At 51.3% G+C, this 22,583-nt stretch carries 28 protein-coding genes; 14 read left to right on the top strand and 14 right to left on the bottom strand.

The window, feature by feature from the left end; translation table 11 throughout:
* The first annotated feature begins 289 nt into the window (after positions 1-289).
* From QZF50_RS00270 to mtgA, 4 genes are all read left to right on the top strand, one after another.
* Complete coding sequence (locus tag QZF50_RS00270; protein ID WP_001176896.1) at positions 290-1,219, top strand: TIGR01212 family radical SAM protein; 930 nt, start codon at positions 290-292, stop codon at positions 1,217-1,219.
* 95 nt (positions 1,220-1,314) lie between these two features.
* Positions 1,315-3,651 (top strand): aerobic respiration two-component sensor histidine kinase ArcB, encoded by a 2,337-nt coding sequence (gene arcB, locus QZF50_RS00275; RefSeq protein WP_061892546.1) that lies wholly within the window; start codon positions 1,315-1,317, stop codon positions 3,649-3,651.
* Positions 3,652-3,880: 229 nt separating this feature from the next.
* The gene (elbB, locus tag QZF50_RS00280; RefSeq protein ID WP_001299134.1) at positions 3,881-4,534 is read left to right on the top strand and encodes an isoprenoid biosynthesis glyoxalase ElbB; all 654 of its coding nucleotides are present in this window, start codon (positions 3,881-3,883) and stop codon (positions 4,532-4,534) included.
* Positions 4,531-5,259, top strand: a complete 729-nt coding sequence (mtgA, locus tag QZF50_RS00285) for a monofunctional biosynthetic peptidoglycan transglycosylase (protein ID WP_000047091.1) — start codon at positions 4,531-4,533, stop codon at positions 5,257-5,259. The genes elbB and mtgA overlap by 4 nt, the downstream gene beginning before the upstream one ends.
* Here the strand turns inward: mtgA and yrbL are convergent.
* The 12 genes from yrbL to QZF50_RS00345 all read right to left on the bottom strand — a co-directional run bounded on the left by yrbL (position 5,256) and on the right by QZF50_RS00345 (position 14,065).
* The gene (yrbL, locus tag QZF50_RS00290) at positions 5,256-5,888 is read right to left on the bottom strand and encodes a PhoP regulatory network protein YrbL (RefSeq protein ID WP_000620387.1); all 633 of its coding nucleotides are present in this window, start codon (positions 5,886-5,888) and stop codon (positions 5,256-5,258) included. The genes mtgA and yrbL overlap by 4 nt on opposite strands.
* Before the next feature lie 213 nt (positions 5,889-6,101).
* Positions 6,102-6,374, bottom strand: coding sequence for a PTS phosphocarrier protein NPr (gene npr, locus QZF50_RS00295; RefSeq protein WP_000216791.1), 273 nt, complete (start codon positions 6,372-6,374; stop codon positions 6,102-6,104).
* Positions 6,371-7,225 (bottom strand): RNase adapter RapZ, encoded by an 855-nt coding sequence (rapZ, locus tag QZF50_RS00300; protein ID WP_000243741.1) that lies wholly within the window; start codon positions 7,223-7,225, stop codon positions 6,371-6,373. The genes npr and rapZ overlap by 4 nt, the downstream gene beginning before the upstream one ends.
* Before the next feature lie 45 nt (positions 7,226-7,270).
* Positions 7,271-7,762: a PTS IIA-like nitrogen regulatory protein PtsN gene (gene ptsN / locus QZF50_RS00305; RefSeq protein WP_000183676.1), complete on the bottom strand. Its 492-nt coding sequence runs from the start codon at positions 7,760-7,762 to the stop codon at positions 7,271-7,273.
* Between the two features lie 117 nt (positions 7,763-7,879).
* Positions 7,880-8,167 (bottom strand): ribosome hibernation promoting factor, encoded by a 288-nt coding sequence (gene hpf, locus QZF50_RS00310; RefSeq protein ID WP_001176599.1) that lies wholly within the window; start codon positions 8,165-8,167, stop codon positions 7,880-7,882.
* Positions 8,168-8,189: 22 nt separating this feature from the next.
* Positions 8,190-9,623, bottom strand: a complete 1,434-nt coding sequence (gene rpoN / locus QZF50_RS00315; RefSeq protein ID WP_000809051.1) for an RNA polymerase factor sigma-54 — start codon at positions 9,621-9,623, stop codon at positions 8,190-8,192.
* Positions 9,624-9,670: 47 nt separating this feature from the next.
* Positions 9,671-10,396, bottom strand: a complete 726-nt coding sequence (gene lptB, locus QZF50_RS00320; protein WP_000224099.1) for an LPS export ABC transporter ATP-binding protein — start codon at positions 10,394-10,396, stop codon at positions 9,671-9,673.
* 6 nt (positions 10,397-10,402) lie between these two features.
* On the bottom strand, positions 10,403-10,960 hold the full coding sequence (gene lptA, locus QZF50_RS00325; RefSeq protein ID WP_000669785.1) for a lipopolysaccharide ABC transporter substrate-binding protein LptA: 558 nt from the start codon (positions 10,958-10,960) through the stop codon (positions 10,403-10,405).
* The gene (gene lptC / locus QZF50_RS00330) at positions 10,929-11,504 is read right to left on the bottom strand and encodes an LPS export ABC transporter periplasmic protein LptC (RefSeq protein ID WP_000030537.1); all 576 of its coding nucleotides are present in this window, start codon (positions 11,502-11,504) and stop codon (positions 10,929-10,931) included. The genes lptA and lptC overlap by 32 nt, the downstream gene beginning before the upstream one ends.
* Positions 11,501-12,067, bottom strand: coding sequence for a 3-deoxy-manno-octulosonate-8-phosphatase KdsC (kdsC, locus tag QZF50_RS00335; protein WP_000030016.1), 567 nt, complete (start codon positions 12,065-12,067; stop codon positions 11,501-11,503). Before kdsC ends, lptC begins: the two co-directional genes overlap by 4 nt.
* Positions 12,068-12,087: 20 nt before the next feature.
* Complete coding sequence (kdsD, locus tag QZF50_RS00340; RefSeq protein ID WP_001295557.1) at positions 12,088-13,074, bottom strand: arabinose-5-phosphate isomerase KdsD; 987 nt, start codon at positions 13,072-13,074, stop codon at positions 12,088-12,090.
* 13 nt (positions 13,075-13,087) lie between these two features.
* Positions 13,088-14,065, bottom strand: a complete 978-nt coding sequence (locus QZF50_RS00345) for a calcium/sodium antiporter (protein WP_000922872.1) — start codon at positions 14,063-14,065, stop codon at positions 13,088-13,090.
* 209 nt (positions 14,066-14,274) lie between these two features.
* Between QZF50_RS00345 and mlaF the strand changes: the two genes are divergently transcribed.
* The 7 genes from mlaF (at position 14,275) to murA (ending at position 19,105) form a co-directional block, all read left to right on the top strand.
* Positions 14,275-15,084, top strand: a complete 810-nt coding sequence (gene mlaF, locus QZF50_RS00350; protein WP_000438245.1) for a phospholipid ABC transporter ATP-binding protein MlaF — start codon at positions 14,275-14,277, stop codon at positions 15,082-15,084.
* Between the two features lie 7 nt (positions 15,085-15,091).
* Positions 15,092-15,874 carry a lipid asymmetry maintenance ABC transporter permease subunit MlaE gene (gene mlaE / locus QZF50_RS00355; protein ID WP_000925795.1) on the top strand — a complete coding sequence of 261 codons (783 nt, stop codon included), beginning with the start codon at positions 15,092-15,094 and terminating at the stop codon, positions 15,872-15,874.
* A 4-nt stretch (positions 15,875-15,878) separates the two neighbouring features.
* Complete coding sequence (gene mlaD / locus QZF50_RS00360) at positions 15,879-16,430, top strand: outer membrane lipid asymmetry maintenance protein MlaD (RefSeq protein ID WP_001296448.1); 552 nt, start codon at positions 15,879-15,881, stop codon at positions 16,428-16,430.
* A gap of 18 nt (positions 16,431-16,448) precedes the next feature.
* Positions 16,449-17,084, top strand: a complete 636-nt coding sequence (gene mlaC, locus QZF50_RS00365; protein ID WP_000476487.1) for a phospholipid-binding protein MlaC — start codon at positions 16,449-16,451, stop codon at positions 17,082-17,084.
* Positions 17,084-17,377 (top strand): lipid asymmetry maintenance protein MlaB, encoded by a 294-nt coding sequence (gene mlaB, locus QZF50_RS00370; protein ID WP_000004488.1) that lies wholly within the window; start codon positions 17,084-17,086, stop codon positions 17,375-17,377. The genes mlaC and mlaB overlap by 1 nt, the downstream gene beginning before the upstream one ends.
* Before the next feature lie 159 nt (positions 17,378-17,536).
* On the top strand, positions 17,537-17,791 hold the full coding sequence (gene ibaG, locus QZF50_RS00375; RefSeq protein WP_000429656.1) for a BolA family iron metabolism protein IbaG: 255 nt from the start codon (positions 17,537-17,539) through the stop codon (positions 17,789-17,791).
* Positions 17,792-17,845: 54 nt separating this feature from the next.
* A complete protein-coding gene (murA, locus tag QZF50_RS00380) occupies positions 17,846-19,105 on the top strand; it encodes a UDP-N-acetylglucosamine 1-carboxyvinyltransferase (RefSeq protein WP_000357259.1) in 1,260 nt (419 codons plus the stop codon).
* A 47-nt stretch (positions 19,106-19,152) separates the two neighbouring features.
* Here murA and sfsB read toward each other — a convergent pair whose 3' ends face one another.
* The gene (sfsB, locus tag QZF50_RS00385) at positions 19,153-19,431 is read right to left on the bottom strand and encodes a DNA-binding transcriptional regulator SfsB (RefSeq protein ID WP_000445413.1); all 279 of its coding nucleotides are present in this window, start codon (positions 19,429-19,431) and stop codon (positions 19,153-19,155) included.
* Between the two features lie 227 nt (positions 19,432-19,658).
* Positions 19,659-20,630 (bottom strand): octaprenyl diphosphate synthase, encoded by a 972-nt coding sequence (gene ispB, locus QZF50_RS00390; RefSeq protein WP_001047336.1) that lies wholly within the window; start codon positions 20,628-20,630, stop codon positions 19,659-19,661.
* 258 nt (positions 20,631-20,888) lie between these two features.
* On the opposite strand from ispB, the gene rplU reads away from it, so the two are divergent.
* From rplU to QZF50_RS00405, 3 genes are all read left to right on the top strand, one after another.
* Positions 20,889-21,200, top strand: a complete 312-nt coding sequence (gene rplU / locus QZF50_RS00395; RefSeq protein WP_000271401.1) for a 50S ribosomal protein L21 — start codon at positions 20,889-20,891, stop codon at positions 21,198-21,200.
* 20 nt (positions 21,201-21,220) lie between these two features.
* On the top strand, positions 21,221-21,478 hold the full coding sequence (gene rpmA / locus QZF50_RS00400) for a 50S ribosomal protein L27 (RefSeq protein ID WP_000940595.1): 258 nt from the start codon (positions 21,221-21,223) through the stop codon (positions 21,476-21,478).
* A 126-nt stretch (positions 21,479-21,604) separates the two neighbouring features.
* On the top strand, positions 21,605-22,570 hold the full coding sequence (locus tag QZF50_RS00405; RefSeq protein WP_000813037.1) for a DMT family transporter: 966 nt from the start codon (positions 21,605-21,607) through the stop codon (positions 22,568-22,570).
* Positions 22,571-22,583: the final 13 nt, after the last annotated feature.

Genomic DNA, 22,583 nt, shown 5'->3' on the forward strand with positions numbered 1-22,583 from the left:
CGTGTTAACCCTTATCCTGCCTTGAACTGACGAGAAAACCAGCATTTTATACTGCCTTAATTGGTAATGACGTTTCATGCTACTGTTTTTGCCTAAAATCCATAAGGAGATAAAAAAATCTGACACAAGATAAGCAAAAGTGATTTATGTGATTATGCATGAAATTTCGGTAATTTTGATTGATTATGCAGTTGATAAAAGCAGGCCGGGACGATTGATCCAGGTCATCGCCGAATTGAGCTAAAAATGGCAGGCTTTGGCCTCTTTTCAAGGCGCGGTCTATCAGATTATGCAGTTACAGAAATTAGTCAATATGTTTGGTGGTGATCTCACCCGTCGTTATGGGCAAAAGGTGCATAAGCTGACGCTACACGGCGGTTTTAGCTGCCCTAACCGTGACGGTACCATCGGGCGTGGTGGCTGCACATTCTGTAATGTTGCCTCGTTTGCCGATGAAGCGCAGCAGCATCGTTCCATTGCCGAGCAACTGGCGCACCAGGCGAATTTAGTTAACCGCGCTAAACGCTATCTGGCCTACTTTCAGGCGTATACCAGCACCTTTGCGGAAGTTCAGGTGCTGCGTTCTATGTATCAGCAGGCGGTGAGCCAGGCCAATATTGTCGGTTTGTGTGTTGGTACCCGCCCGGACTGCGTGCCGGATGCGGTGCTGGATCTGCTTTGCGAATATAAGGACCAGGGTTACGAAGTGTGGCTGGAGCTGGGGCTACAAACCGCCCACGACAAAACACTGCATCGCATCAACCGCGGCCATGATTTTGCCTGTTATCAGCGTACAACCCAGCTGGCACGTCAGCGCGGGCTGAAGGTGTGTTCCCACTTAATTGTCGGCCTGCCTGGCGAAGGGCAGGCTGAATGTTTGCAAACGCTGGAGCGAGTGGTTGAAACCGGCGTGGACGGCATAAAGCTGCATCCGCTGCATATTGTGAAAGGCAGCATTATGGCGAAAGCCTGGGAAGCGGGGCGTTTGAACGGTATTGAACTGGAGGATTACACGCTCACTGCCGGAGAAATGATTCGCCATACGCCACCGGAAGTGATCTACCACCGCATTTCCGCCAGCGCCCGTCGCCCGACGCTGCTTGCTCCTCTGTGGTGCGAAAATCGATGGACGGGAATGGTCGAGCTGGATCGCTATCTGAATGAACATGGCGTACAGGGATCGGCGCTGGAACGTCCGTGGATACCTCCAACGGAGTAGGTCGTTGAGGGGAATTCCGCATTTCTCACACAATTTATAACGTAACTGTCAGAATTGGGTATTATTGGGGCAGGTTGTCGTGAAGGAATTCCCTAATGAAGCAAATTCGTCTGCTGGCGCAGTATTATGTTGACCTGATGATGAAGTTAGGTCTGGTGCGCTTCTCAATGTTGCTGGCGCTGGCCCTCGTCGTTCTTGCCATTGTGGTACAAATGGCGGTAACCATGGTGCTGCATGGTCAGGTCGAAAGCATTGATGTTATTCGTTCTATCTTCTTTGGTTTGCTGATTACGCCGTGGGCGGTCTACTTTATATCGGTGGTCGTCGAGCAACTGGAGGAGTCACGACAACGTCTGTCACGGCTGGTGCAAAAACTGGAGGAGATGCGCGAGCGCGATTTGAGCCTCAACGTTCAGTTAAAAGATAATATTGCCCAGCTAAATCAGGAAATCGCCGTTCGTGAAAAAGCGGAAGCAGAACTGCAGGAAACCTTCGGCCAACTGAAAATTGAAATCAAAGAGCGCGAAGAGACACAAATTCAGCTCGAGCAGCAATCCTCATTCTTACGTTCCTTCCTTGATGCTTCACCCGACCTGGTTTTTTATCGTAACGAAGATAAAGAGTTTTCCGGCTGTAACCGCGCGATGGAGCTGCTGACCGGAAAAAGCGAAAAACAACTGGTTCACCTGAAACCTGCTGATGTTTACTCACCGGAAGCCGCCGCAAAAGTCATTGAAACCGATGAAAAAGTGTTCCGTCATAATGTGTCACTGACCTATGAACAGTGGCTGGATTACCCGGACGGGCGCAAAGCCTGCTTTGAAATCCGTAAAGTGCCGTACTACGACCGCGTGGGTAAACGTCACGGTTTGATGGGCTTTGGTCGCGACATTACCGAGCGTAAGCGGTATCAGGATGCGCTTGAACGGGCCAGCCGCGACAAAACGACGTTTATCTCCACCATCAGTCACGAATTGCGTACACCGCTGAACGGTATCGTCGGCCTGAGCCGTATTCTGCTGGATACCGAACTCACCGCCGAGCAGGAAAAATATCTCAAGACCATCCATGTTTCGGCCGTCACGCTGGGGAATATCTTTAACGATATTATCGACATGGATAAGATGGAACGGCGCAAGGTCCAGCTTGATAATCAACCGGTTGATTTCACCAGCTTCCTTGCCGATCTGGAAAATCTCTCCGCATTGCAGGCGCAACAAAAAGGATTGCGCTTTAACCTGGAGCCGACGCTGCCATTACCGCATCAGGTCATTACCGACGGGACGCGTTTACGGCAGATCCTGTGGAACCTCATCAGTAACGCCGTCAAATTCACCCAGCAAGGCCAGGTTACCGTGCGCGTGCGCTACGATGAAGGCGATATGCTGCATTTTGAAGTGGAAGACTCTGGTATCGGCATTCCGCAGGATGAGCTGGATAAAATTTTCGCCATGTATTACCAGGTGAAAGACAGTCATGGCGGTAAACCTGCCACCGGCACCGGTATTGGTCTGGCCGTTTCTCGTCGTCTGGCGAAAAATATGGGCGGCGATATTACGGTTACCAGCGAACAGGGCAAAGGTTCAACCTTTACGTTGACGATCCACGCACCGTCGGTAGCAGAAGAGGTCGATGATGCGTTTGATGAAGACGATATGCCTTTACCGGCGCTGAATGTGCTGCTGGTGGAAGACATTGAACTGAACGTGATTGTTGCGCGTTCTGTGCTGGAAAAATTAGGTAACAGCGTTGATGTCGCCATGACCGGCAAGGCGGCGCTGGAGATGTTTAAACCGGGCGAATACGACCTGGTGTTGCTGGATATTCAGTTGCCAGATATGACCGGGCTGGATATCTCTCGTGAACTGACGAAGCGTTATCCGCGCGAGGATTTACCGCCGCTGGTGGCCTTAACCGCTAACGTGCTGAAAGACAAACAAGAGTACCTCAATGCTGGAATGGATGATGTGCTGAGTAAGCCGCTTTCGGTTCCGGCGCTAACCGCGATGATCAAGAAATTCTGGGATACCCAGGATGATGAGGAGAGTACGGTGACGACAGAAGAGAACAGTAAATCAGAAGCATTGCTCGATATTCCCATGCTGGAACAGTATCTCGAACTTGTAGGACCGAAGCTGATCACCGACGGGTTAGCGGTGTTTGAGAAGATGATGCCGGGCTATGTCAGCGTGCTGGAGTCGAATCTGACGGCGCAGGATAAAAAAGGCATTGTAGAGGAAGGACATAAAATTAAAGGTGCGGCGGGGTCAGTGGGGTTACGCCATCTGCAACAGCTGGGTCAGCAAATTCAGTCTCCGGACCTTCCTGCCTGGGAAGATAACGTCGGTGAATGGATTGAAGAGATGAAAGAAGAGTGGCGTCACGACGTAGAAGTGCTGAAAGCGTGGGTGGCAAAAGCCACTAAAAAATGACCCCGGCTAGACCGGGGTGCGCGAATACTGCGCCAACACCAGGGAAATCTTGGCTGCGCCGTAAATTATTATGATGAGTTACAAGGGCACAGCACTGTTTTTCAGGCCGCACGCAGTTAAGATAGCAAAACTTAAATGATTTGTTACATGAATCAGTTAAATGTGTGATGCGTACCATTTTTATTAAAAAAATTAATGTGTTTCAGTCAATTGCGAAAGGATGATCACAATGAAGAAAATTGGCGTAATTCTGAGCGGATGCGGCGTCTATGACGGTTCTGAAATTCATGAAGCGGTGTTGACGTTGTTAGCTATTTCACGCAGCGGTGCGCAGGCGGTCTGCTTTGCACCGGATAAGCAGCAGGTTGATGTTATCAACCATTTAACTGGCGAAGCGATGACGGAAACGCGCAACGTGCTGATTGAAGCGGCACGAATAACGCGCGGTGAAATCCGTCCTCTGGCCCAGGCCGATGCCGCTGAACTGGATGCGTTGATTGTGCCGGGGGGGTTTGGCGCGGCGAAGAATTTAAGCAATTTTGCCACTCTTGGTAGCGAATGCACCGTTGACCGTGAATTAAAGGCGCTGGCACAAGCGATGCATCAGGCCGGAAAACCGCTTGGTTTTATGTGTATTGCCCCAGCGATGCTGCCGAAAATTTTCGATTTCCCGCTGCGTTTGACCATCGGTACTGATATCGATACCGCAGAAGTGCTGGAAGAGATGGGCGCGGAGCATGTGCCCTGTCCTGTCGATGATATCGTGGTTGATGAAGACAATAAGATTGTCACCACCCCAGCATATATGCTGGCGCAGAACATTGCAGAAGCGGCGAGCGGCATTGATAAGCTGGTTTCCCGCGTGCTGGTTCTGGCTGAATGAGTAAAAGCCGCTTAACGGTGTTTAGTTTCGTTCGCCGTTTTCTTTTGCGGTTAATGGTTGTCCTCGCCGTTTTCTGGGGCGGGGGCATCGCGTTGTTTAGTGTTGCGCCTGTTCCCTTCTCAGCGGTAATGGTCGAGCGACAGGTCAGCGCCTGGCTGCATGGCAATTTTCGTTACGTGGCACATTCTGACTGGGTCAGTATGGATCAAATCTCGCCGTGGATGGGACTGGCGGTGATTGCCGCAGAAGATCAGAAATTTCCTGAGCACTGGGGCTTTGATGTCGCTTCCATTGAGAAAGCCCTGGCGCACAACGAGCGCAATGAAAACCGTATTCGCGGTGCTTCAACGATTTCTCAGCAGACGGCCAAAAATCTCTTTTTATGGGATGGGCGTAGCTGGGTACGAAAAGGGCTGGAAGCTGGATTAACGCTGGGGATAGAAACAGTCTGGAGCAAAAAGCGTATCCTGACGGTTTACCTGAATATCGCCGAATTTGGCGACGGTGTGTTTGGCGTCGAAGCTGCGGCACAACGTTATTTCCACAAACCCGCGAGCAAACTTACCCGGTCGGAAGCTGCATTACTGGCAGCTGTATTACCTAATCCACTTCGTTTCAAAGTCTCCTCGCCATCGGGCTACGTGCGTAGCCGTCAGGCGTGGATTTTACGGCAGATGTATCAGTTAGGCGGTGAGCCGTTTATGCAACAACACCAGCTGGATTAAGCTTCGCGCGAAGTGAGGGCCAGCGTTTTGCTCTCACGAGGTTGCAGATCTTTCTGCAGGGCAATAGCCAGCGCCGGTTGGGCGATAAATCGTTTCCATAACCGCTCTTGCTTACGCAGACAACACCACTTCGACCAGGTCGCCAGTGGAATCAATGTGCTTTCACCAATGTTGTCGCAGACGACCGGGATAACCTCTGACTCACTGATGCGGTGACAGAGGATATTCTGCGGCTTCAGCGACATCGTCACGATACGGTTATCCTGCAAATAACGCTTCAGCTGTTTCAGTAGCTGGCGCAGTTGTGCAATGTCTTCTTCGTAACGGCATTGCTCAGCAAATTCGGTCAGCGTAATGGAGGGTTTGCCGTCAAAATCTGCAATCACATCGTAGACATAACCGGTTCCGCAATCCGTCTCAACGGTACCGTGATAGCGCGGTATTCCACTCCAGTCTTTTAACCGGCGACCAAGATGCGCGTAGTACTTTAACTCACGGCGGATCTCTTTATCGCCACCATCGCCACGATGGTAGACAATCTTGATACAGCGTTGGGCATCTTCCGGATGCGCATAACATTTCCGATGTCTTCCGGTGCCCAGGGGATTTTGTTCAGATAAGCGAATCATGCCATCTCCTGGAAATATTTTCTGACGATCTCCAGTATGGTCGATTAACTTAAACAAAACCTAAACAATGCCTCTTAAGGTTTTCTTAAGGTTCTTCTGAAAGTGAAAAGCGCACAAAATGTACAAATGACGTTGATTGAGAACGATTTCAGTACGTGATTTTCTTATTGTCGGGGGGAGTTTGAAGGGAGTTGTATGTCAAAGTGATGAAGATTAATCTTCATCAAAACCAGAGTTAAAGAGGGCGATAACGGCTGCCAGTGCTTCCTCTTCCTGTGGGCCGGTCGCTTCAACTTCAATCTGCCGTCCTTTGGCAGAATCTAACATCAGCAGCGCAATAACGCTGTTGGCTTCGGCCTCGGTGCCTTCGTCATTACGTAACAGCACTTCAGCGTCAAAACCCTGCATTAATTCAAACAGCTTCATTGCAGGCCGGGCATGCATGCCCAGCTTGTTTGTGATTTCAACAGTTTGCTTGACGGTCATGGTTTACGTTTTTCCAGCGTACGATGGCGTGACTGGACGTTTTTACCGCGCGAGCGGAAGTAGTCTGCCAGTTGCTCTGCAATATACACCGAACGGTGCTTCCCGCCGGTACAACCAATGGCGACCGTCAGGTAGCTACGGTTGTTGGTTTCCAGCATAGGTAACCATAGCTCAAGATAGCTTCGCGTCTGGTAGATAAAATTGTGTACTTCTGTGTGGCGGTCGAGGAACGCGGCGACGGGCTTATCAAGACCTGTCATTGGACGCAGTTTCGGATCCCAGTGCGGGTTCGGCAAGAAGCGCACGTCAAAGACGTAATCTGCATCGATAGGGATACCGTGTTTGAAGCCGAAAGACTCAAAGACCATTGTCAGTTCGCGTTCACGTTTACCCAGCAGACGGGTACGCAGCATTTCAGCCAGCTCGTGAACGGACATTTCTGAGGTATCGACAATCAGATCCGCTCGCGAACGCAGAGGCTCCAGCAAATCGCTTTCTTTGTCGATAGCACTTTCCAGCGACAGGTTTTTGCTGGAAAGCGGATGCAGTCGGCGCGTGTCACTGTAACGACGAATTAAGGTATTACGGTCGGCATCCAGGAACAGTAGTTGCGGTGAGAAAGCGTCAGGCAGGTTACTCATCGCCTGTTCGAATATTTCTGGTGACTCCGGCATATTACGAACATCAATGCTGACGGCGGCAGAAATCTCGCGATCGGCCAGGGTTCGAGCCAGATCGGGTAACAACACTACGGGAAGGTTATCCACGCAGTAAAAACCCATATCTTCCAGCGCACGCAGGGCGACAGATTTACCTGAACCTGAACGTCCGCTGACGATCATCAGTACCATGTACTGTTTCTCCTCACAACGTCTAAAAGAGACATTACCGAATAACTACGCTTCATCCGGAGTACCTTCGGTATCCGTAATGATTTGATACAGCTCTTCATCGCTCTGGGCTGCGCGTAAACGGCGGCAGATGGTTTTGTCCGCCAGACGTTTCGCCACCAGCGACAGAGTATGCAGGTGCGTTTTAGTTTGGTCTGCCGGCACCAGCAGGGCAAAAAGTAAGTCCACCGGTTGGTTGTCGATGGCATCGAAAGCTATAGGCGTTTCGAGCTGAACGAAAACGCCAACGGCACGCAGAGTATCTTCTTCCAGTTTGCCATGCGGAATTGCAATACCATTGCCGATACCGGTACTGCCCATTTTTTCCCGCGTCAGGATAGCTTCAAAAACCACCTGAGGCGGCAGGCTAAGTTGTTTCGCCGCCAGCTCGCTGATGATTTCCAGGGCGCGTTTTTTGCTCTGACAGTGGACGCGGCTTCGCGTACATTCCCTGTTAAGAACACTGCTAAGCTGTAGAGTTGTATCATTATTTGTCATAATTTCACCTAAGAACCTGCCCACTCAAACAGTGGAACAGGCTCGGAGCATTAACCGTACAAATGGCCCGTTGTGCCGCACAACAGGCCGCCATGCACATGCTAATTGCCCGGACAATTAGTGTTGTTTCAGTTTATCTTTATGTTTGGTCAACTGGCGTGCCAGCTTATCAATTAAGCCATCAATGGCAGCGTACATGTCCTGACCTTCCGCGCTGGCATGAATTTCACCACCGTTTACATGCAGTGTTGCATCTGAGGTGTGGGTGACTTTCTCCACTTTCAGAACAACATAGACCTGGTTGATTCGGTCAAAATATTGCTCAAGTTTGGCAAATTTGGCTGTAACAAATTCGCGCAGTGCCTCGGTGATCTCGACGTTATTTCCGGTAATGTTGAGCTGCATAGTGTCTTCCTTATCGGTTGGGTCAAACGAGCTGTTTACGCTGGTTTGACGGCGGAATGGATAAAGACTCTCGGTACTTCGCAACAGTGCGGCGTGCCACCATGATACCTTGTTCCGACAGCAAAGAGGTTAACTTGCTGTCGCTCAACGGTTTCGCTGGGTTTTCCGCCGCGATTAATTTCTTCACCAGCGCACGAATCGCCGTGGAGGAAGCTTCGCCGCCGCCCTCGGTATTGACGTGACTGGAAAAGAAATACTTCAGTTCAAAAATGCCTCGTGGACTATGCAGGTATTTTTGCGTGGTCACGCGAGATATCGTCGATTCATGCATTTCGACAGCCTGGGCGATATCGGCCAGTACCATCGGTTTCATATATTCTTCACCTTGCTCAAAGAAGGCTTGCTGCTGTTCAACGATACAGCGACTCACGCGCAGTAGCGTATCGTTACGGCTTTCCAGACTCTTGATCAACCATTTGGCATCCTGCAGATTGCTGCGGATAAACTGGCTGTCACCATCGTTGCGCGCGTTATTGCACATCGAGGCGTAGTGCTGGTTGATTTGCAGACGCGGAATGCTGTCACTGTTGAGTTCTACCGTCCAGTGACCGTTATGCTTACGCACCAGCACATCTGGAATGACATACTCAGGTTCGCCAGTCTGGATCGACTGCCCGGGGCGCGGATCGAGCGACTGGATCAGATTGACGGCTTCTTTCAGCACATCTTCTTTCAGACGCGTGACGCGCATTAAAGTGCGGAAGTCGTGATTGGCTAACAGATCGAGATGATCGCTAATGATCAGTCTGGCCTCTTCCAGCCACGGCGTGGTTTTATCGAATTGGGAGAGTTGGATTAGCAGGCAGTCACGCAGATCTTTTGCCGCTACACCGACCGGATCAAACCGTTGGATCCGCTTAAGGACGGCTTCAACCTCGTCGATGTCGATCTCTTCATCGCCCATACTTTCGAGAATATCTTCCAGCGGGACAGTCAGATAACCGGTGTCATCAACGGCATCGACGATAGAGGTAGCAATAGCGCGGTCAGTGTCGGAAAACGGTGTCAGCTCGACCTGCCACATCAGGTAATCCTGCAAGGTCTGCGTCGTTTCGCCCTGATAGACCGGCAGCTCATCGTCAATGTAGTCACCGCTGGTGCCGGATGGTGTACCAGCGGTGTAAATGGTGTCCCAACTGGCATCGAGCGGCAGCTCTTCCGGCATCTCTTTTTGTTCGAGCGCGTCGGCGGTGTCCAGCGTTTCACTGTCTTGCGTTTCGCGGGTGTCGATTTCTTCATGAGTGTCGATTTGCTCAAGCAGCGGATTACTCTCCAGCGCCTGCTGTAGCTCCTGCTGAAGTTCCAGCGTCGACAACTGCAACAGACGAATTGCCTGTTGGAGCTGTGGCGTCATCGCCAGTTGTTGGCTAAGCCTGAGTTGCAAACCTTGCTTCATGTTCAGAATCGTACTCTCCTGCTAAAACGTCGCAAACTTCTACCCTATCAGAGTCTGAAGTCTTCCCCAAGGTATACACGCTTAACGTGTTCGTCTTGTAAGATTTCTGTAGGCGTGCCGTGGGCGATCAAATGCCCCTGACTGACGATATAAGCGCGTTCACAAACCGCCAGTGTTTCACGCACGTTGTGGTCAGTGATCAGCACGCCCAGGCCGCTGTCGCGCAGGTGCTCAATGATGCGTTTAATGTCGATAACCGAGATCGGGTCAACCCCGGCAAACGGTTCGTCGAGCAGAATAAATTTCGGATTCGCAGCCAGTGCGCGGGCAATTTCTACACGGCGACGTTCACCCCCGGAGAGTGACTGCCCCATGCTGTCACGCAGGTGCTCAATGTGAAACTCTTCCATCAGCTCGTTCGCGCGGTCTTCACGTTGTTCAGCAGACAAGTCGTCACGAATTTGCAGTACCGCCATCAGGTTATCGTAAACGCTGAGGCGACGGAAAATGGAGGCTTCCTGTGGCAGATAGCCGATACCGCGGCGCGCGCGTGCATGCAGAGGCAGCAGACTGATATCGTCATCATCAATAATGATGTTGCCCGCATCGCGCGGCACAATGCCTACAACCATGTAGAAAGTGGTGGTCTTACCGGCACCGTTTGGCCCCAGCAGACCGACAATTTCCCCGGAGTTGACGGTCAGGCTGACGTCTTCTACCACGCGACGGCCTTTATAGGCTTTTGCAAGGTTCTTTGCAGTTAATGTTGCCATAACGAATTAATTACCCTTCTTCTGTGCCGGGGTCTGGCCTTTGTTGTTTTTGTCCTGCAGCTGCGACGGCACCAGAACGGTGGTTACGCGCTTGCCTTTGTCGCTGAAAGCCTGCATTTTCTGCTCTTTTACCAGGTAAGTGATCTTATCGCCCTTAATGTTGCTATCAACCTGCTGCAGATAAGCATTACCCGTCAGAACGACAAAATCTTTTGCCAGTTCGTAGTGCATCTGGGAAGCGTGACCTTCAACCGGTTTACCGTTATCCTGCATCTGGTAGAACGTTGCCGGTTTACCGTAGCCGTCAATCACTTCTTTACCTTGTTCGCCGCCCGGACGGGTAACAACCACTTTGTCGGCATTAATTTTGATGGTGCCCTGGGTGACGATGACATTACCGGTAAAGGTAACCACGTTGCCTTGCATATCAAGAGATTGCTGGTCCGATTCAATGTGGATCGGCTGATCAGTGTCTCCGGTTACGGCAAATGCCGGAATGCTGGCGGCCAGAAGTGAGCTGGCAAGCACAAGATTAAGGCTGAGTTTGTTTGTTTTGAATTTCATAGGATGTTCTAACCTTTTCAATCAGCTCGGCGTTCTTGCTGCGTAAGTTGCCGCGCATTTTCAGACCGCTGGAGTTAAATGTTGTTCCGTATAACGTGACGAGGTCTTCAGAGGTAACATCCTGCGTCACCAGATTGATCTGCGCGTTATCCGTCGTGATTCTGCGAAGTTGAGAGTCCGGCACGAGTGCGTTGACTTCAACGTGTCCATATAAATAGAGCATCCGGTCATTGGTCAGCTTGGCTTTATCTGCTTTTACGGACCATGTCGGGATTTTATCCTTATCAAACGTGGTAAGTACCGGCTGCGTAAACCACGAAACGGCCTGATCGGAATAATATTCAACGTGTTGAGCAATCAATCGATAGCTTAGTGCCCCTTCTGGGTTATAGACGAGCGTGTCCGTATGCTCGCTTTTATAGGTGGGATCATTGTTGTTGACGACCACCTGGGCGGTATCGTCTTTTTCAGCCATATTAATGCCGATCATCACCAGAACCGCCAGTGATAGCACAATGATAACCCAACGTCTGGCTTTACTCATATCGATTGCCCTTTGGCTTCATCCAGTTTGCCCTGCGCCAGGAGTAATAAGTCGCAAACTTCGCGCACTGCGCCACGACCGCCAGCAATGCGCGTCACGTAATCGGCGCGCGGGATCAACAGTGGATGCGCATCGGCCACGGCGACGCTTAAACCCACTTTTTCCATTACCGGCCAGTCGATGAGATCATCGCCGACATAAGCCACATTTTCCGGGGCAATCGCCAGTTTTTCCAGCAAATCGCTAAAGGCGATCAGTTTGTTTGACTGCCCCTGATACAAGTGAGTGATCCCCAATGTGGCACAACGATCTTCTACCAGTTTAGCCTTTCGCCCGGTAATGATAGCGACTTCAATATCAGAGGTGAGCGCACAACGAATGCCATAACCGTCACGAACATTGAACGCTTTCAGCTCTTCGCCGTTATTGCCCATATAAATCAGGCCATCTGACAGTACGCCATCAACGTCGAGGATCAGCAGACGAATGTTCTCTGCTTTTGCCATAACGTCGGCGCTGACAGGGCCGTAACAGGTCGCAAGCGACGCACCTGCTTTGCTCATTGTTGTTTATCCTTGAATCTTTACACTACGCCTGCACGCAGTAAATCATGCATATGTAACACACCGAGTAAATGGTCGCCATCGGCAACCATCACGGAGGTGATATGGCGGGACTGCATTAAGTTCAGTGCCTCAACGGCCAGAATGCCAGGGCGCACACGTATTCCCCCCGGCGTCATCACATCGGCAATACTTAACTGACGAACATCCACGCCCATATCGAAGACACGGCGTAAATCACCGTCGGTAAAGATGCCTTCAATCATCATATTGTCATCGCAAATGACAGTCATACCAAGATTTTTGCGGGTAACTTCCAGCAACGCGTCACGCAGACTGGCCGTTTTCTTAACATGCGGGATCTCATCGCCCGTATGCATAATATCGTTTACGCGCAGCAGAAGTTTACGACCCAGTGCGCCGCCTGGGTGTGAGAGCGCAAAATCTTCAGCAGTAAAGCCGCGTGCTTTTAACAGCGCGACAGCGAGGGCATCGCCCATAACCAGCGTGGCGGTGGTGCTGCTGGTCGGTGCCAGCCCTAACGGACAGGCTTCTTTCGCTACTTTAACACACAGATGCACATCTGCGGCGCGCGCCATGCTGCTCTCCGGGCGACCGGTGATGCAGATTAACGGTACGTGAAGACGCTTAAGCACTGGAATTAAGGCCGTGATTTCGCTGGATTCACCTGAGTTAGAGATAGCAATCACCACATCCTGTGGGGTGACCATGCCTAAATCACCATGCGCGGCTTCACCAGGATGGACGAAAAATGAAGGTGTACCGGTGCTGGCAAACGTTGCGGCCATTTTGCGCCCGATGTGCCCCGATTTCCCCATCCCCATGACGACAACTTTCCCTTTACACCAGAACATCTTTTCACAGGCAAGCGTGAAATTCTGATTGATGTATTGATCAAGCTCCGCCAGGCATTCACGTTCAATCGCCAGGACTTCTTTACCTGCTTGCTGAAAGTCAAAACCCGGTTGTAACTCTACGTGCGACATAATGCGTTTCCAGTTATTCAACGAGTATTGGCGATAACCAGTACAACATCGCCAGCCATACGATAAATCCGCCAGTTAATAATACCCCTACACCACGGCCCGGTTGTGGGGAGCGCCGCCAGCACAGCAACGCAAAAATAATGCTCACCAGCAACATCACGCTGTAGTCACGACTGTACGCCAGTGGATCAATCTCTCCTGGCGTTATCAGCGCGGGTAAACCCAACACGATGACAATATTAAAAATGTTTGCGCCAATGATATTTCCGACAGCAATGTCGTTTTCACCTTTGCGAACCCCCGCTATTGCGGTTGCCAGTTCCGGCAGGCTGGTTCCGATAGCAATTGCCGTCAGACCCATCGTCAACTCGCTGATGGCAAAGTAATTCGCCAGCACCGTGGCGTTATCAACCACCATCCGCGTGGCCACTGGCATGATGATAAGCGCAATGCCGAGCCATAAAAACGCGACGGGCAATCCGCCGTCACGCGGCAGCTCTGCAAGCTGCTCTCTGGTCAGGCTGTCAGTCCCCTGACGTTCAGCCTGACGTGCAAGTTTAACAATGAACAGCAGCCATAGCACAGCCAGAAAGAGGAGAAAGATACCATCGCTGCGACTAAGTTGTCCGTCATAGAGTACGGAACCGGCCACCACGCTGACCAACAACATTAAGGGTAATTCACGGCGTAGAACATCAGAATGGACGGTAAAAGGACGAACCAGCGCAGCCAGACCGAGGATCAGCAATATATTGATAATGTTTGAGCCGAGGGCTGTACCAACGGCTAAATCGCGTTGTTCGTGCAGAGACGCGGCAAGCGAGACGATGATTTCTGGTAACGATGTACCAATACTGACCACCGTCATGCCGATGATCAGCGGCGGGATGCCAAAGGTTCGGCAAAGAATAGACGCGGCAAAAACCAGGCGGTCGGCACTGTAAACGACCAAAAGTAAACCAACAATTAACAGTGCCGTAGCTAAAAGCATCTAACGTCCTTTCTTCAGGTATACTCGCCGGTCCGCTGAAGATTTTCAGAAAGCCGTAACGGATTCTTAATTTTGACTTTATGCGGCTAAAAAGTAAAACAAATGCCAGCTTTCGCTAACCACGGCGGGTAATATTCTGTAAATATGTTGGGTTCAAGGTTAAATTGAGCGCCATGCTTAGAAAATCAACGCAAGACGAAGGGTGAATTATGGAGCAGTCTGTGGCGAATTTAGTCGATATGCGCGATGTCAGTTTTACGCGTGGCAATCGCTGCATCTTCGATAATATTTCCCTGACCGTGCCGCGAGGGAAGATCACGGCAATCATGGGGCCATCGGGCATCGGTAAAACGACGCTACTCCGTCTGATTGGCGGGCAAATCGCACCAGATCATGGTGAGATCCTTTTCGATGGTGAGAATATTCCGGCGATGTCTCGTTCGCGCCTGTATACAGTGCGCAAACGGATGAGCATGTTATTTCAGTCCGGGGCGTTGTTCACTGATATGAACGTATTTGACAACGTCGCCTATCCACTGCGCGAACATACCCAACTTCCCGCGCCATTGTTGCATAGTACAGTGATGATGAAGCTGGAGGCCGTGGGGCTGCGTGGAGCGGCTAAGCTAATGCCTTCTGAACTTTCTGGTGGGATGGCGCGGCGTGCAGCGCTGGCGCGTGCGATTGCGCTGGAGCCGGATCTCATCATGTTTGATGAACCTTTTGTTGGGCAAGATCCCATCACCATGGGCGTACTGGTGAAGCTGATTTCTGAGCTGAACAGCGCGCTGGGCGTGACTTGTGTGGTGGTTTCTCACGATGTGCCGGAAGTGTTAAGTATTGCGGATCACGCCTGGATCCTGGCGGACAAAAAAATTGTCGCTCATGGCAGTGCCCAGGCGTTGCAGGCGAATCCTGATCCGCGCGTACGTCAGTTTCTGGACGGGATAGCTGACGGGCCTGTTCCGTTCCGCTATCCTGCCGGCGATTATCACGCTGATCTTTTACCAGGGAGTTAAGCCACTCATGCTGTTAAATGCGCTGGCGTCGCTCGGACATAAAGGGATTAAAACCCTGAGAACGTTCGGGCGGGCCGGGTTAATGTTATTCAATGCGCTGGTCGGCAAACCGGAATTTCGCAAACATGCGCCGCTGCTGGTGCGCCAGCTCTATAATGTCGGCGTCCTGTCGATGCTGATTATTGTGGTTTCTGGCGTGTTCATCGGAATGGTGTTGGGGCTGCAAGGTTATCTGGTTCTGACCACTTATAGTGCGGAAACCAGTCTGGGTATGCTGGTGGCGTTATCGCTACTGCGTGAACTGGGGCCGGTGGTTGCCGCGTTGTTGTTTGCCGGGCGTGCTGGTTCGGCGCTAACCGCAGAAATCGGCCTGATGCGCGCTACAGAGCAACTCTCCAGTATGGAGATGATGGCGGTGGATCCGCTGCGTCGGGTTATTTCTCCCCGTTTCTGGGCTGGGGTTATTTCATTACCACTGTTGACGGTTATTTTCGTCGCCGTGGGGATCTGGGGCGGATCTCTGGTCGGCGTCAGTTGGAAAGGCATTGATAGCGGGTTCTTCTGGTCGGCAATGCAAAATGCCGTCGACTGGCGTATGGATCTGGTCAACTGTCTGATTAAGAGCGTGGTGTTCGCCATCACGGTGACGTGGATTTCGTTGTTTAACGGCTACGACGCCATCCCGACGTCTGCCGGGATTAGCCGGGCAACCACTCGCACCGTTGTCCACTCGTCTCTGGCTGTTCTGGGGCTGGATTTTGTGCTGACCGCATTGATGTTTGGGAATTGAGTTCATGCAAACGAAAAAAAATGAAATTTGGGTGGGTATCTTTTTATTAGCAGCACTGCTGGCGGCGCTGTTTGTTTGCCTGAAGGCGGCGAACGTGACGTCCATACGTACTGAACCGACCTACACGCTTTATGCGACGTTCGATAACATTGGCGGCCTGAAAGCGCGCTCTCCGGTCAGTATTGGTGGCGTTGTTGTGGGTCGGGTGGCGGATATTACGCTGGACCCGAAAACCTATCTGCCGCGCGTAACGCTGGAAATTGAACAACGTTATAACCACATTCCAGATACCAGTTCGCTGAGCATTCGTACTTCCGGCCTGCTGGGGGAACAATATCTGGCATTAAACGTCGGTTTTGAAGACCCGGAACTGGGGACTGCTATCCTGAAGGATGGCGATACAATTCAGGACACTAAGTCTGCGATGGTGCTGGAAGATCTCATTGGTCAGTTCCTTTACGGTAGTAAAGGCGATGACAATAAGAATAGTGGCGATGCGCCAGCTGCTGCGCCAGGTAATAATGAAACCACTGAACCTGTGGGTACAACGAAATAATTTCAGGAGAACCGACGCATGTTTAAACGTTTAATGATGGTCGCTTTGCTGGTGATTGCACCTCTGAGTGCGGCAACCGCGGCAGACCAGACCAATCCGTATAAGCTGATGGACGAGGCGGCGCAGAAAACGTTCGATCGCCTGAAGAATGAGCAACCGCAAATTCGGGCCAACCCGGATTATCTGCGTACCATTGTTGATCAGGAACTGCTGCCATACGTACAGGTGAAATACGCCGGTGCGCTGGTGCTGGGCCAGTATTACAAGAGTGCGACCCCTGCTCAACGTGAAGCCTACTTTGCCGCTTTCCGTGAGTACCTGAAGCAGGCTTACGGTCAGGCGCTGGCGATGTATCACGGTCAAACCTATCAGATTGCGCCAGAACAGCCGCTGGGCGATAAAACCATTGTGCCTATTCGCGTTACCATTATTGACCCGAATGGCCGTCCGCCGGTGCGTCTGGACTTCCAGTGGCGTAAAAACTCCCAGACGGGAAACTGGCAGGCTTACGACATGATTGCTGAAGGCGTCAGTATGATCACCACCAAACAAAACGAGTGGGGAACGCTGCTGCGTACCAAAGGTATCGACGGCCTGACTGCGCAACTGAAATCGATTTCTCAACAGAAAATCACTCTGGAAGAGAAAAAATAATGAGCGAGTCACTGAGCTGGATGCAGACGGGTGACACGCTGGCGTTATCCGGAGAGCTGGATCAGGACGTTCTGCTACCGCTTTGGGAAATGCGTGAGGAAGCGGTGAAGGGGATTACCTGCATCGATCTTAGCCGTGTGTCCCGCGTGGATACGGGTGGACTGGCACTGCTGCTCCATCTTATCGATCTGGCGAAAAAGCAGGGCAACAACGTGACGCTTCAGGGGGTAAACGACAAAGTGTATACCCTCGCGAAATTGTATAATTTGCCTGCTGATGTTCTGCCTCGTTAAATTTTTTCAGGCCGGATATGGCGTTAACCGCCTGTCCGGCAAACCTGCCTGCAAGTCGAGCCTTGTCTGATTTATCAGCGAGGCTTTTTGCTTATTTATGCCAGCGCAACTTTGCTCTAAGATGTTTCGCTGGTTTATTAACTGATGATTGAAGATCCCATGGAAAATAATGAAATTCAGAGCGTGTTGATGAACGCTCTCTCCCTCCAGGAAGTCCACGTTTCCGGCGATGGCAGCCACTTTCAGGTTATTGCCGTGGGTGAGTTGTTTGACGGCATGAGTCGGGTTAAAAAACAGCAGACGGTCTATGGCCCGCTGATGGAATATATTGCGGATAACCGCATTCATGCTGTGTCGATCAAAGCGTATACCCCTGCGGAGTGGGCGCGCGATCGCAAACTGAACGGCTTTTGAGCTATGGGCGATTAGCCGGTAGCGGATATGAATTGTTAACTGAGAACAAACTAAATGGATAAATTTCGTGTTCAGGGGCCAACGAAGCTCCAGGGCGAAGTCACAATTTCCGGCGCTAAAAATGCTGCTCTGCCTATCCTTTTTGCCGCTCTACTGGCGGAAGAACCGGTAGAGATCCAGAACGTCCCAAAACTGAAAGACGTCGATACATCAATGAAGCTGCTAAGCCAGCTGGGGGCGAAAGTAGAACGTAATGGTTCTGTGCATATTGATGCCCGCGACGTTAATGTATTCTGCGCACCTTACGATCTGGTTAAAACCATGCGTGCTTCTATCTGGGCACTGGGGCCGCTGGTAGCGCGCTTTGGTCAGGGGCAAGTTTCACTGCCTGGCGGTTGTACGATCGGTGCGCGTCCGGTTGATCTACACATTTCTGGCCTCGAACAATTAGGCGCGACCATCAAACTGGAAGAAGGTTACGTTAAAGCTTCCGTCGATGGTCGTCTGAAAGGCGCACATATCGTGATGGATAAAGTCAGCGTTGGCGCAACGGTGACCATCATGTGTGCTGCAACCCTGGCGGAAGGTACCACGATTATTGAAAACGCAGCGCGTGAACCGGAAATCGTCGATACCGCGAACTTCCTGATTACGCTGGGTGCGAAAATTAGCGGTCAGGGCACCGATCGTATCGTCATCGAAGGTGTGGAACGTTTAGGCGGCGGTGTCTATCGCGTGCTACCGGATCGTATCGAAACCGGTACTTTCCTGGTGGCGGCGGCGATTTCTCGCGGCAAAATTATCTGCCGTAACGCGCAGCCAGATACTCTCGACGCCGTGCTGGCGAAACTGCGTGACGCTGGAGCGGACATCGAAGTCGGCGAAGACTGGATTAGCCTGGATATGCATGGCAAACGTCCGAAGGCTGTTAACGTACGTACCGCGCCGCATCCGGCATTCCCGACCGATATGCAGGCCCAGTTCACGCTGTTGAACCTGGTGGCAGAAGGGACCGGATTCATCACCGAAACGGTCTTTGAAAACCGCTTTATGCATGTGCCGGAGCTTAGCCGTATGGGCGCGCATGCCGAAATCGAAAGCAATACCGTTATTTGTCACGGTGTTGAAAAACTTTCTGGCGCACAGGTTATGGCAACCGATCTGCGTGCATCAGCAAGCCTGGTGCTGGCTGGCTGTATTGCGGAAGGGACGACGGTGGTTGATCGTATTTATCACATCGATCGTGGCTACGAACGCATTGAAGACAAACTGCGCGCTTTAGGTGCAAATATTGAGCGTGTGAAAGGCGAGTAATCGTCTGAGAGCTGGCAGCCCCGTTCGCGGGGCTACCGCCAGACCACTCATTTTTTCGGTTTAGTGTAGCTACGCATCAACTGCGTTCTGTCGATAAACTCATGGGTCTGCGGATCATGGTAGCGTGATGGCCAGATAACCCAGGGGTCAGTTCCCAGGGCTTTCGCAATAATCATCTCTCCTTTCGGCCATGGGCGCGATAATGCGTTTGCCAGCGTTGAGGAACTCAAACCATTTCTGCGAGACTCCGCCGCCATTGACGTTCCCTTCTTGCGCAAACCCGCAATGATGTCAGCGGGATGCCAGTCAATGAAATTACTTTCCATCTTTCCTCACTCCTTAAGTTAGTCGCTTTCATTCAGAACACTTCTTCTGTCGGGCATCACTATACTCCTGATGGCCTATTGCTCTAAAAAGTTCCTGTAAAAAGTGTGAATATTCAGAATATATAAAGATGCACAGCCCTTTTTTTCAGGTGTTATAGCGCTGAATTAGTGTTTTTATGGAATTTACTGGAATCATCCCGCGCACTGCGCGGGATGAAGGGAGGGGATTAACGATCGCGTTGAACAGCGATGTGCGCGAGGCCGATGAGTGCTTCTCGCCAAGGGGTGTCCGGGAGCACCTGTAATGCTGCGATGGCTTTGTCTGCTTCTTCCTCGGCACGCTGACGCGTCCATTCAAGAGATCCACAAGCGTTCATTGCTTCCAGAACCGGTTCCAGAAGATGGCGACCGTTACCCTGTTCGATGGCGGTACGGATCATCTGTGCCTGTTCTGGTGTGCCATGATGCATCGCATGCAGCAGCGGCAGCGTCGGTTTACCTTCGTTCAGATCGTCGCCGACATTTTTACCTAACTGTTCGCCATCGGCATTGTAATCGAGTAAATCGTCGATCAACTGGAAAGCAGTGCCGAGATAGCGCCCATAATCCTGCAGGCCTTTCTCCTCTTCCGGCGTACAGCCAGCCAGAATCCCGGAACACTGCGCGGCAGCCTCAAACAGACGCGCGGTTTTGCTATAGATAACGCGCATGTAGTTTTCTTCAGTGATGTCCGGATCGTTAACGTTCATCAGTTGCAGAACTTCACCTTCTGCGATGACGTTTACGGCTTCTGACATGACTTCCAGCACTTTGAGCGAACCGAGGCTGGTCATCATCTGGAACGCGCGGGTATAAATAAAATCGCCTACCAGCACGCTGGCGGCATTGCCAAATGCAGCGTTGGCGGTAGCTTTACCCCTGCGCATATCTGATTCATCCACAACGTCGTCGTGCAGCAGAGTCGCCGTGTGGATAAACTCGATCAGGGCAGCAATGGTGACATGCGCATTTCCCTCATAGCCAACAGCTCGTGCAGCCAGTACAGCAATCATCGGACGAATACGTTTACCGCCGCCGCTGACGATGTAATAGCCTAACTGATTGATCAGCTGGACGTCGGAATTAAGCTGCTCAAGGATTGCCGCATTAACACCCGCCATATCTTGCGCGGTTAACTCATTGATTTTTTCTAAATTCATCGCAAAAGCCGGGCTTTTCGCCCCGATTACCTTACTGTGAACAAAGGCAACTTAGGGTTTATGGTTAGGAATATAGAGTGATTGTACTGAAAAAATGGCACAGATAAACGTTACCGTACAAGTTGTGTTTTTTTTCTTCGTGTATTGACTGTAGCACTTGTCAAAGGCGTGCGTTTTGCGTAATATTCGCGCCCTATTGTGAATATTTATAGCGCACTCTGAATCATTGAAAAGGTGTGCGCGGAAGCGGAGTTTTATATGTACGCGGTTTTCCAAAGTGGTGGTAAACAACACCGAGTAAGCGAAGGTCAGACCGTTCGCCTGGAAAAGCTGGACATCGCAACTGGCGAAACTGTTGAGTTCGCTGAAGTGCTGATGATCGCAAACGGTGAAGAAGTCAAAATCGGCGTTCCTTTCGTTGATGGCGGCGTAATCAAAGCTGAAGTTGTTGCTCACGGTCGTGGCGAGAAAGTTAAAATCGTTAAGTTTCGTCGTCGTAAACACTATCGTAAGCAGCAGGGCCATCGTCAGTGGTTCACTGATGTGAAAATTACTGGCATCAGCGCCTAAGACCTGAGGAGAGATTTCAAATGGCACATAAAAAGGCTGGCGGCTCCACACGTAACGGTCGCGATTCAGAAGCTAAACGCCTGGGCGTTAAGCGTTTCGGTGGCGAATCCGTTCTGGCGGGTAGCATCATCGTTCGTCAACGTGGTACCAAATTCCACGCTGGCGCTAACGTAGGTTGCGGTCGTGACCACACTCTGTTTGCTAAAGCAGACGGTAAAGTGAAATTCGAAGTTAAAGGCCCGAAAAACCGTAAATTTATCAGCATCGAAGCTGAATAAGTTTTTCGCGTCCCGGTAACGGATGAAAGCCCCGCAACACGTTGCGGGGCTTTTTACATTCGATAACCGGTAAAAATGCGCATGGTGCGACGTTAATCCGCAAATGCGCTTTGCAGGGAATACGGTATGAAGCAGCAGGCAGGCATTGGCATTCTTTTGGCGCTCACCACAGCAATTTGCTGGGGGGCGTTGCCAATCGCAATGAAGCAGGTGCTGGAGGTGATGGAACCTCCGACAATCGTGTTTTACCGTTTCTTGATGGCGAGTATTGGCCTTGGTGCCATTCTTGCGGTGAAGAAGAGGTTGCCGCCATTACGCGTGTTTCGTAAGCCACGCTGGTTGATTTTGTTGGCAGTGGCGACCGCCGGGCTGTTTGGGAACTTCATCCTGTTCAGCTCATCCTTGCAATACCTGAGTCCGACCGCTTCGCAGGTGATTGGGCAACTCTCGCCAGTTGGCATGATGGTTGCCAGCGTATTTATCCTGAAAGAGAAAATGCGCAGCACTCAGGTTGTAGGGGCATTGATGCTCCTGAGCGGCCTGGTGATGTTTTTTAACACCAGTCTGGTCGAGATATTTACAAAGCTCACCGATTACACCTGGGGAGTTATCTTTGGGGTCGGTGCGGCGACGGTTTGGGTGAGTTATGGCGTGGCGCAAAAGGTTTTATTGCGTCGGCTGGCCTCACCGCAGATCCTGTTTTTACTGTACACTTTATGTACAATTGCGCTCTTCCCTCTGGCAAAGCCTGGAGTGATAGCGCAGCTTAGCCACTGGCAGCTCGCATGTTTAATTTTTTGCGGACTGAATACATTGGTAGGATATGGCGCCCTGGCGGAAGCGATGGCTCGCTGGCAGGCAGCGCAGGTGAGCGCGATCATCACGCTCACCCCACTGTTTACGCTGTTTTTTTCAGATCTTTTATCACTGGCCTGGCCCGATTTCTTCGCCAGACCGATGTTAAACCTTTTAGGTTATCTCGGTGCGTTTGTCGTGGTTGCGGGCGCGATGTATTCCGCCATTGGTCATCGTATTTGGGGCGGATTACGTAAGCATACAACGGTGGTATCGCAACCCCGCGCAGGCGAATGATTTACGGAGAATA

Origin of the sequence: uncultured Escherichia sp., from assembly GCF_948475835.1 — a bacterium.
Lineage (GTDB): Bacteria > Pseudomonadota > Gammaproteobacteria > Enterobacterales > Enterobacteriaceae > ECMA0423.

Bases quoted from the DNA above. Each gene is read 5' to 3' on its own strand.
- arcB (WP_061892546.1), top strand. From the start codon at position 1,315: ATGAAGCAAATTCGTCTGCTGGCGCAGTATTATGTTGACCTGATGATG.
- rplU (WP_000271401.1), top strand. From the start codon at position 20,889: ATGTACGCGGTTTTCCAAAGTGGTGGTAAACAACACCGAGTAAGCGAA.
- sfsB (WP_000445413.1), bottom strand. From the start codon at position 19,431: ATGGAAAGTAATTTCATTGACTGGCATCCCGCTGACATCATTGCGGGT.
- QZF50_RS00405 (WP_000813037.1), top strand. From the start codon at position 21,605: ATGAAGCAGCAGGCAGGCATTGGCATTCTTTTGGCGCTCACCACAGCA.
- kdsD (WP_001295557.1), bottom strand. From the start codon at position 13,074: ATGTCGCACGTAGAGTTACAACCGGGTTTTGACTTTCAGCAAGCAGGT.
- mlaE (WP_000925795.1), top strand. From the start codon at position 15,092: ATGCTGTTAAATGCGCTGGCGTCGCTCGGACATAAAGGGATTAAAACC.
- ispB (WP_001047336.1), bottom strand. From the start codon at position 20,630: ATGAATTTAGAAAAAATCAATGAGTTAACCGCGCAAGATATGGCGGGT.
- mlaC (WP_000476487.1), top strand. From the start codon at position 16,449: ATGTTTAAACGTTTAATGATGGTCGCTTTGCTGGTGATTGCACCTCTG.
- yrbL (WP_000620387.1), bottom strand. From the start codon at position 5,888: ATGATTCGCTTATCTGAACAAAATCCCCTGGGCACCGGAAGACATCGG.
- mtgA (WP_000047091.1), top strand. From the start codon at position 4,531: ATGAGTAAAAGCCGCTTAACGGTGTTTAGTTTCGTTCGCCGTTTTCTT.
- rpoN (WP_000809051.1), bottom strand. From the start codon at position 9,623: ATGAAGCAAGGTTTGCAACTCAGGCTTAGCCAACAACTGGCGATGACG.
- QZF50_RS00270 (WP_001176896.1), top strand. From the start codon at position 290: ATGCAGTTACAGAAATTAGTCAATATGTTTGGTGGTGATCTCACCCGT.
- lptB (WP_000224099.1), bottom strand. From the start codon at position 10,396: ATGGCAACATTAACTGCAAAGAACCTTGCAAAAGCCTATAAAGGCCGT.
- lptA (WP_000669785.1), bottom strand. From the start codon at position 10,960: ATGAAATTCAAAACAAACAAACTCAGCCTTAATCTTGTGCTTGCCAGC.
- rpmA (WP_000940595.1), top strand. From the start codon at position 21,221: ATGGCACATAAAAAGGCTGGCGGCTCCACACGTAACGGTCGCGATTCA.
- hpf (WP_001176599.1), bottom strand. From the start codon at position 8,167: ATGCAGCTCAACATTACCGGAAATAACGTCGAGATCACCGAGGCACTG.
- rapZ (WP_000243741.1), bottom strand. From the start codon at position 7,225: ATGGTACTGATGATCGTCAGCGGACGTTCAGGTTCAGGTAAATCTGTC.
- kdsC (WP_000030016.1), bottom strand. From the start codon at position 12,067: ATGAGCAAAGCAGGTGCGTCGCTTGCGACCTGTTACGGCCCTGTCAGC.
- ibaG (WP_000429656.1), top strand. From the start codon at position 17,537: ATGGAAAATAATGAAATTCAGAGCGTGTTGATGAACGCTCTCTCCCTC.
- mlaF (WP_000438245.1), top strand. From the start codon at position 14,275: ATGGAGCAGTCTGTGGCGAATTTAGTCGATATGCGCGATGTCAGTTTT.
- npr (WP_000216791.1), bottom strand. From the start codon at position 6,374: ATGACCGTCAAGCAAACTGTTGAAATCACAAACAAGCTGGGCATGCAT.
- lptC (WP_000030537.1), bottom strand. From the start codon at position 11,504: ATGAGTAAAGCCAGACGTTGGGTTATCATTGTGCTATCACTGGCGGTT.
- mlaB (WP_000004488.1), top strand. From the start codon at position 17,084: ATGAGCGAGTCACTGAGCTGGATGCAGACGGGTGACACGCTGGCGTTA.
- elbB (WP_001299134.1), top strand. From the start codon at position 3,881: ATGAAGAAAATTGGCGTAATTCTGAGCGGATGCGGCGTCTATGACGGT.
- murA (WP_000357259.1), top strand. From the start codon at position 17,846: ATGGATAAATTTCGTGTTCAGGGGCCAACGAAGCTCCAGGGCGAAGTC.
- mlaD (WP_001296448.1), top strand. From the start codon at position 15,879: ATGCAAACGAAAAAAAATGAAATTTGGGTGGGTATCTTTTTATTAGCA.
- QZF50_RS00345 (WP_000922872.1), bottom strand. From the start codon at position 14,065: ATGCTTTTAGCTACGGCACTGTTAATTGTTGGTTTACTTTTGGTCGTT.
- ptsN (WP_000183676.1), bottom strand. From the start codon at position 7,762: ATGACAAATAATGATACAACTCTACAGCTTAGCAGTGTTCTTAACAGG.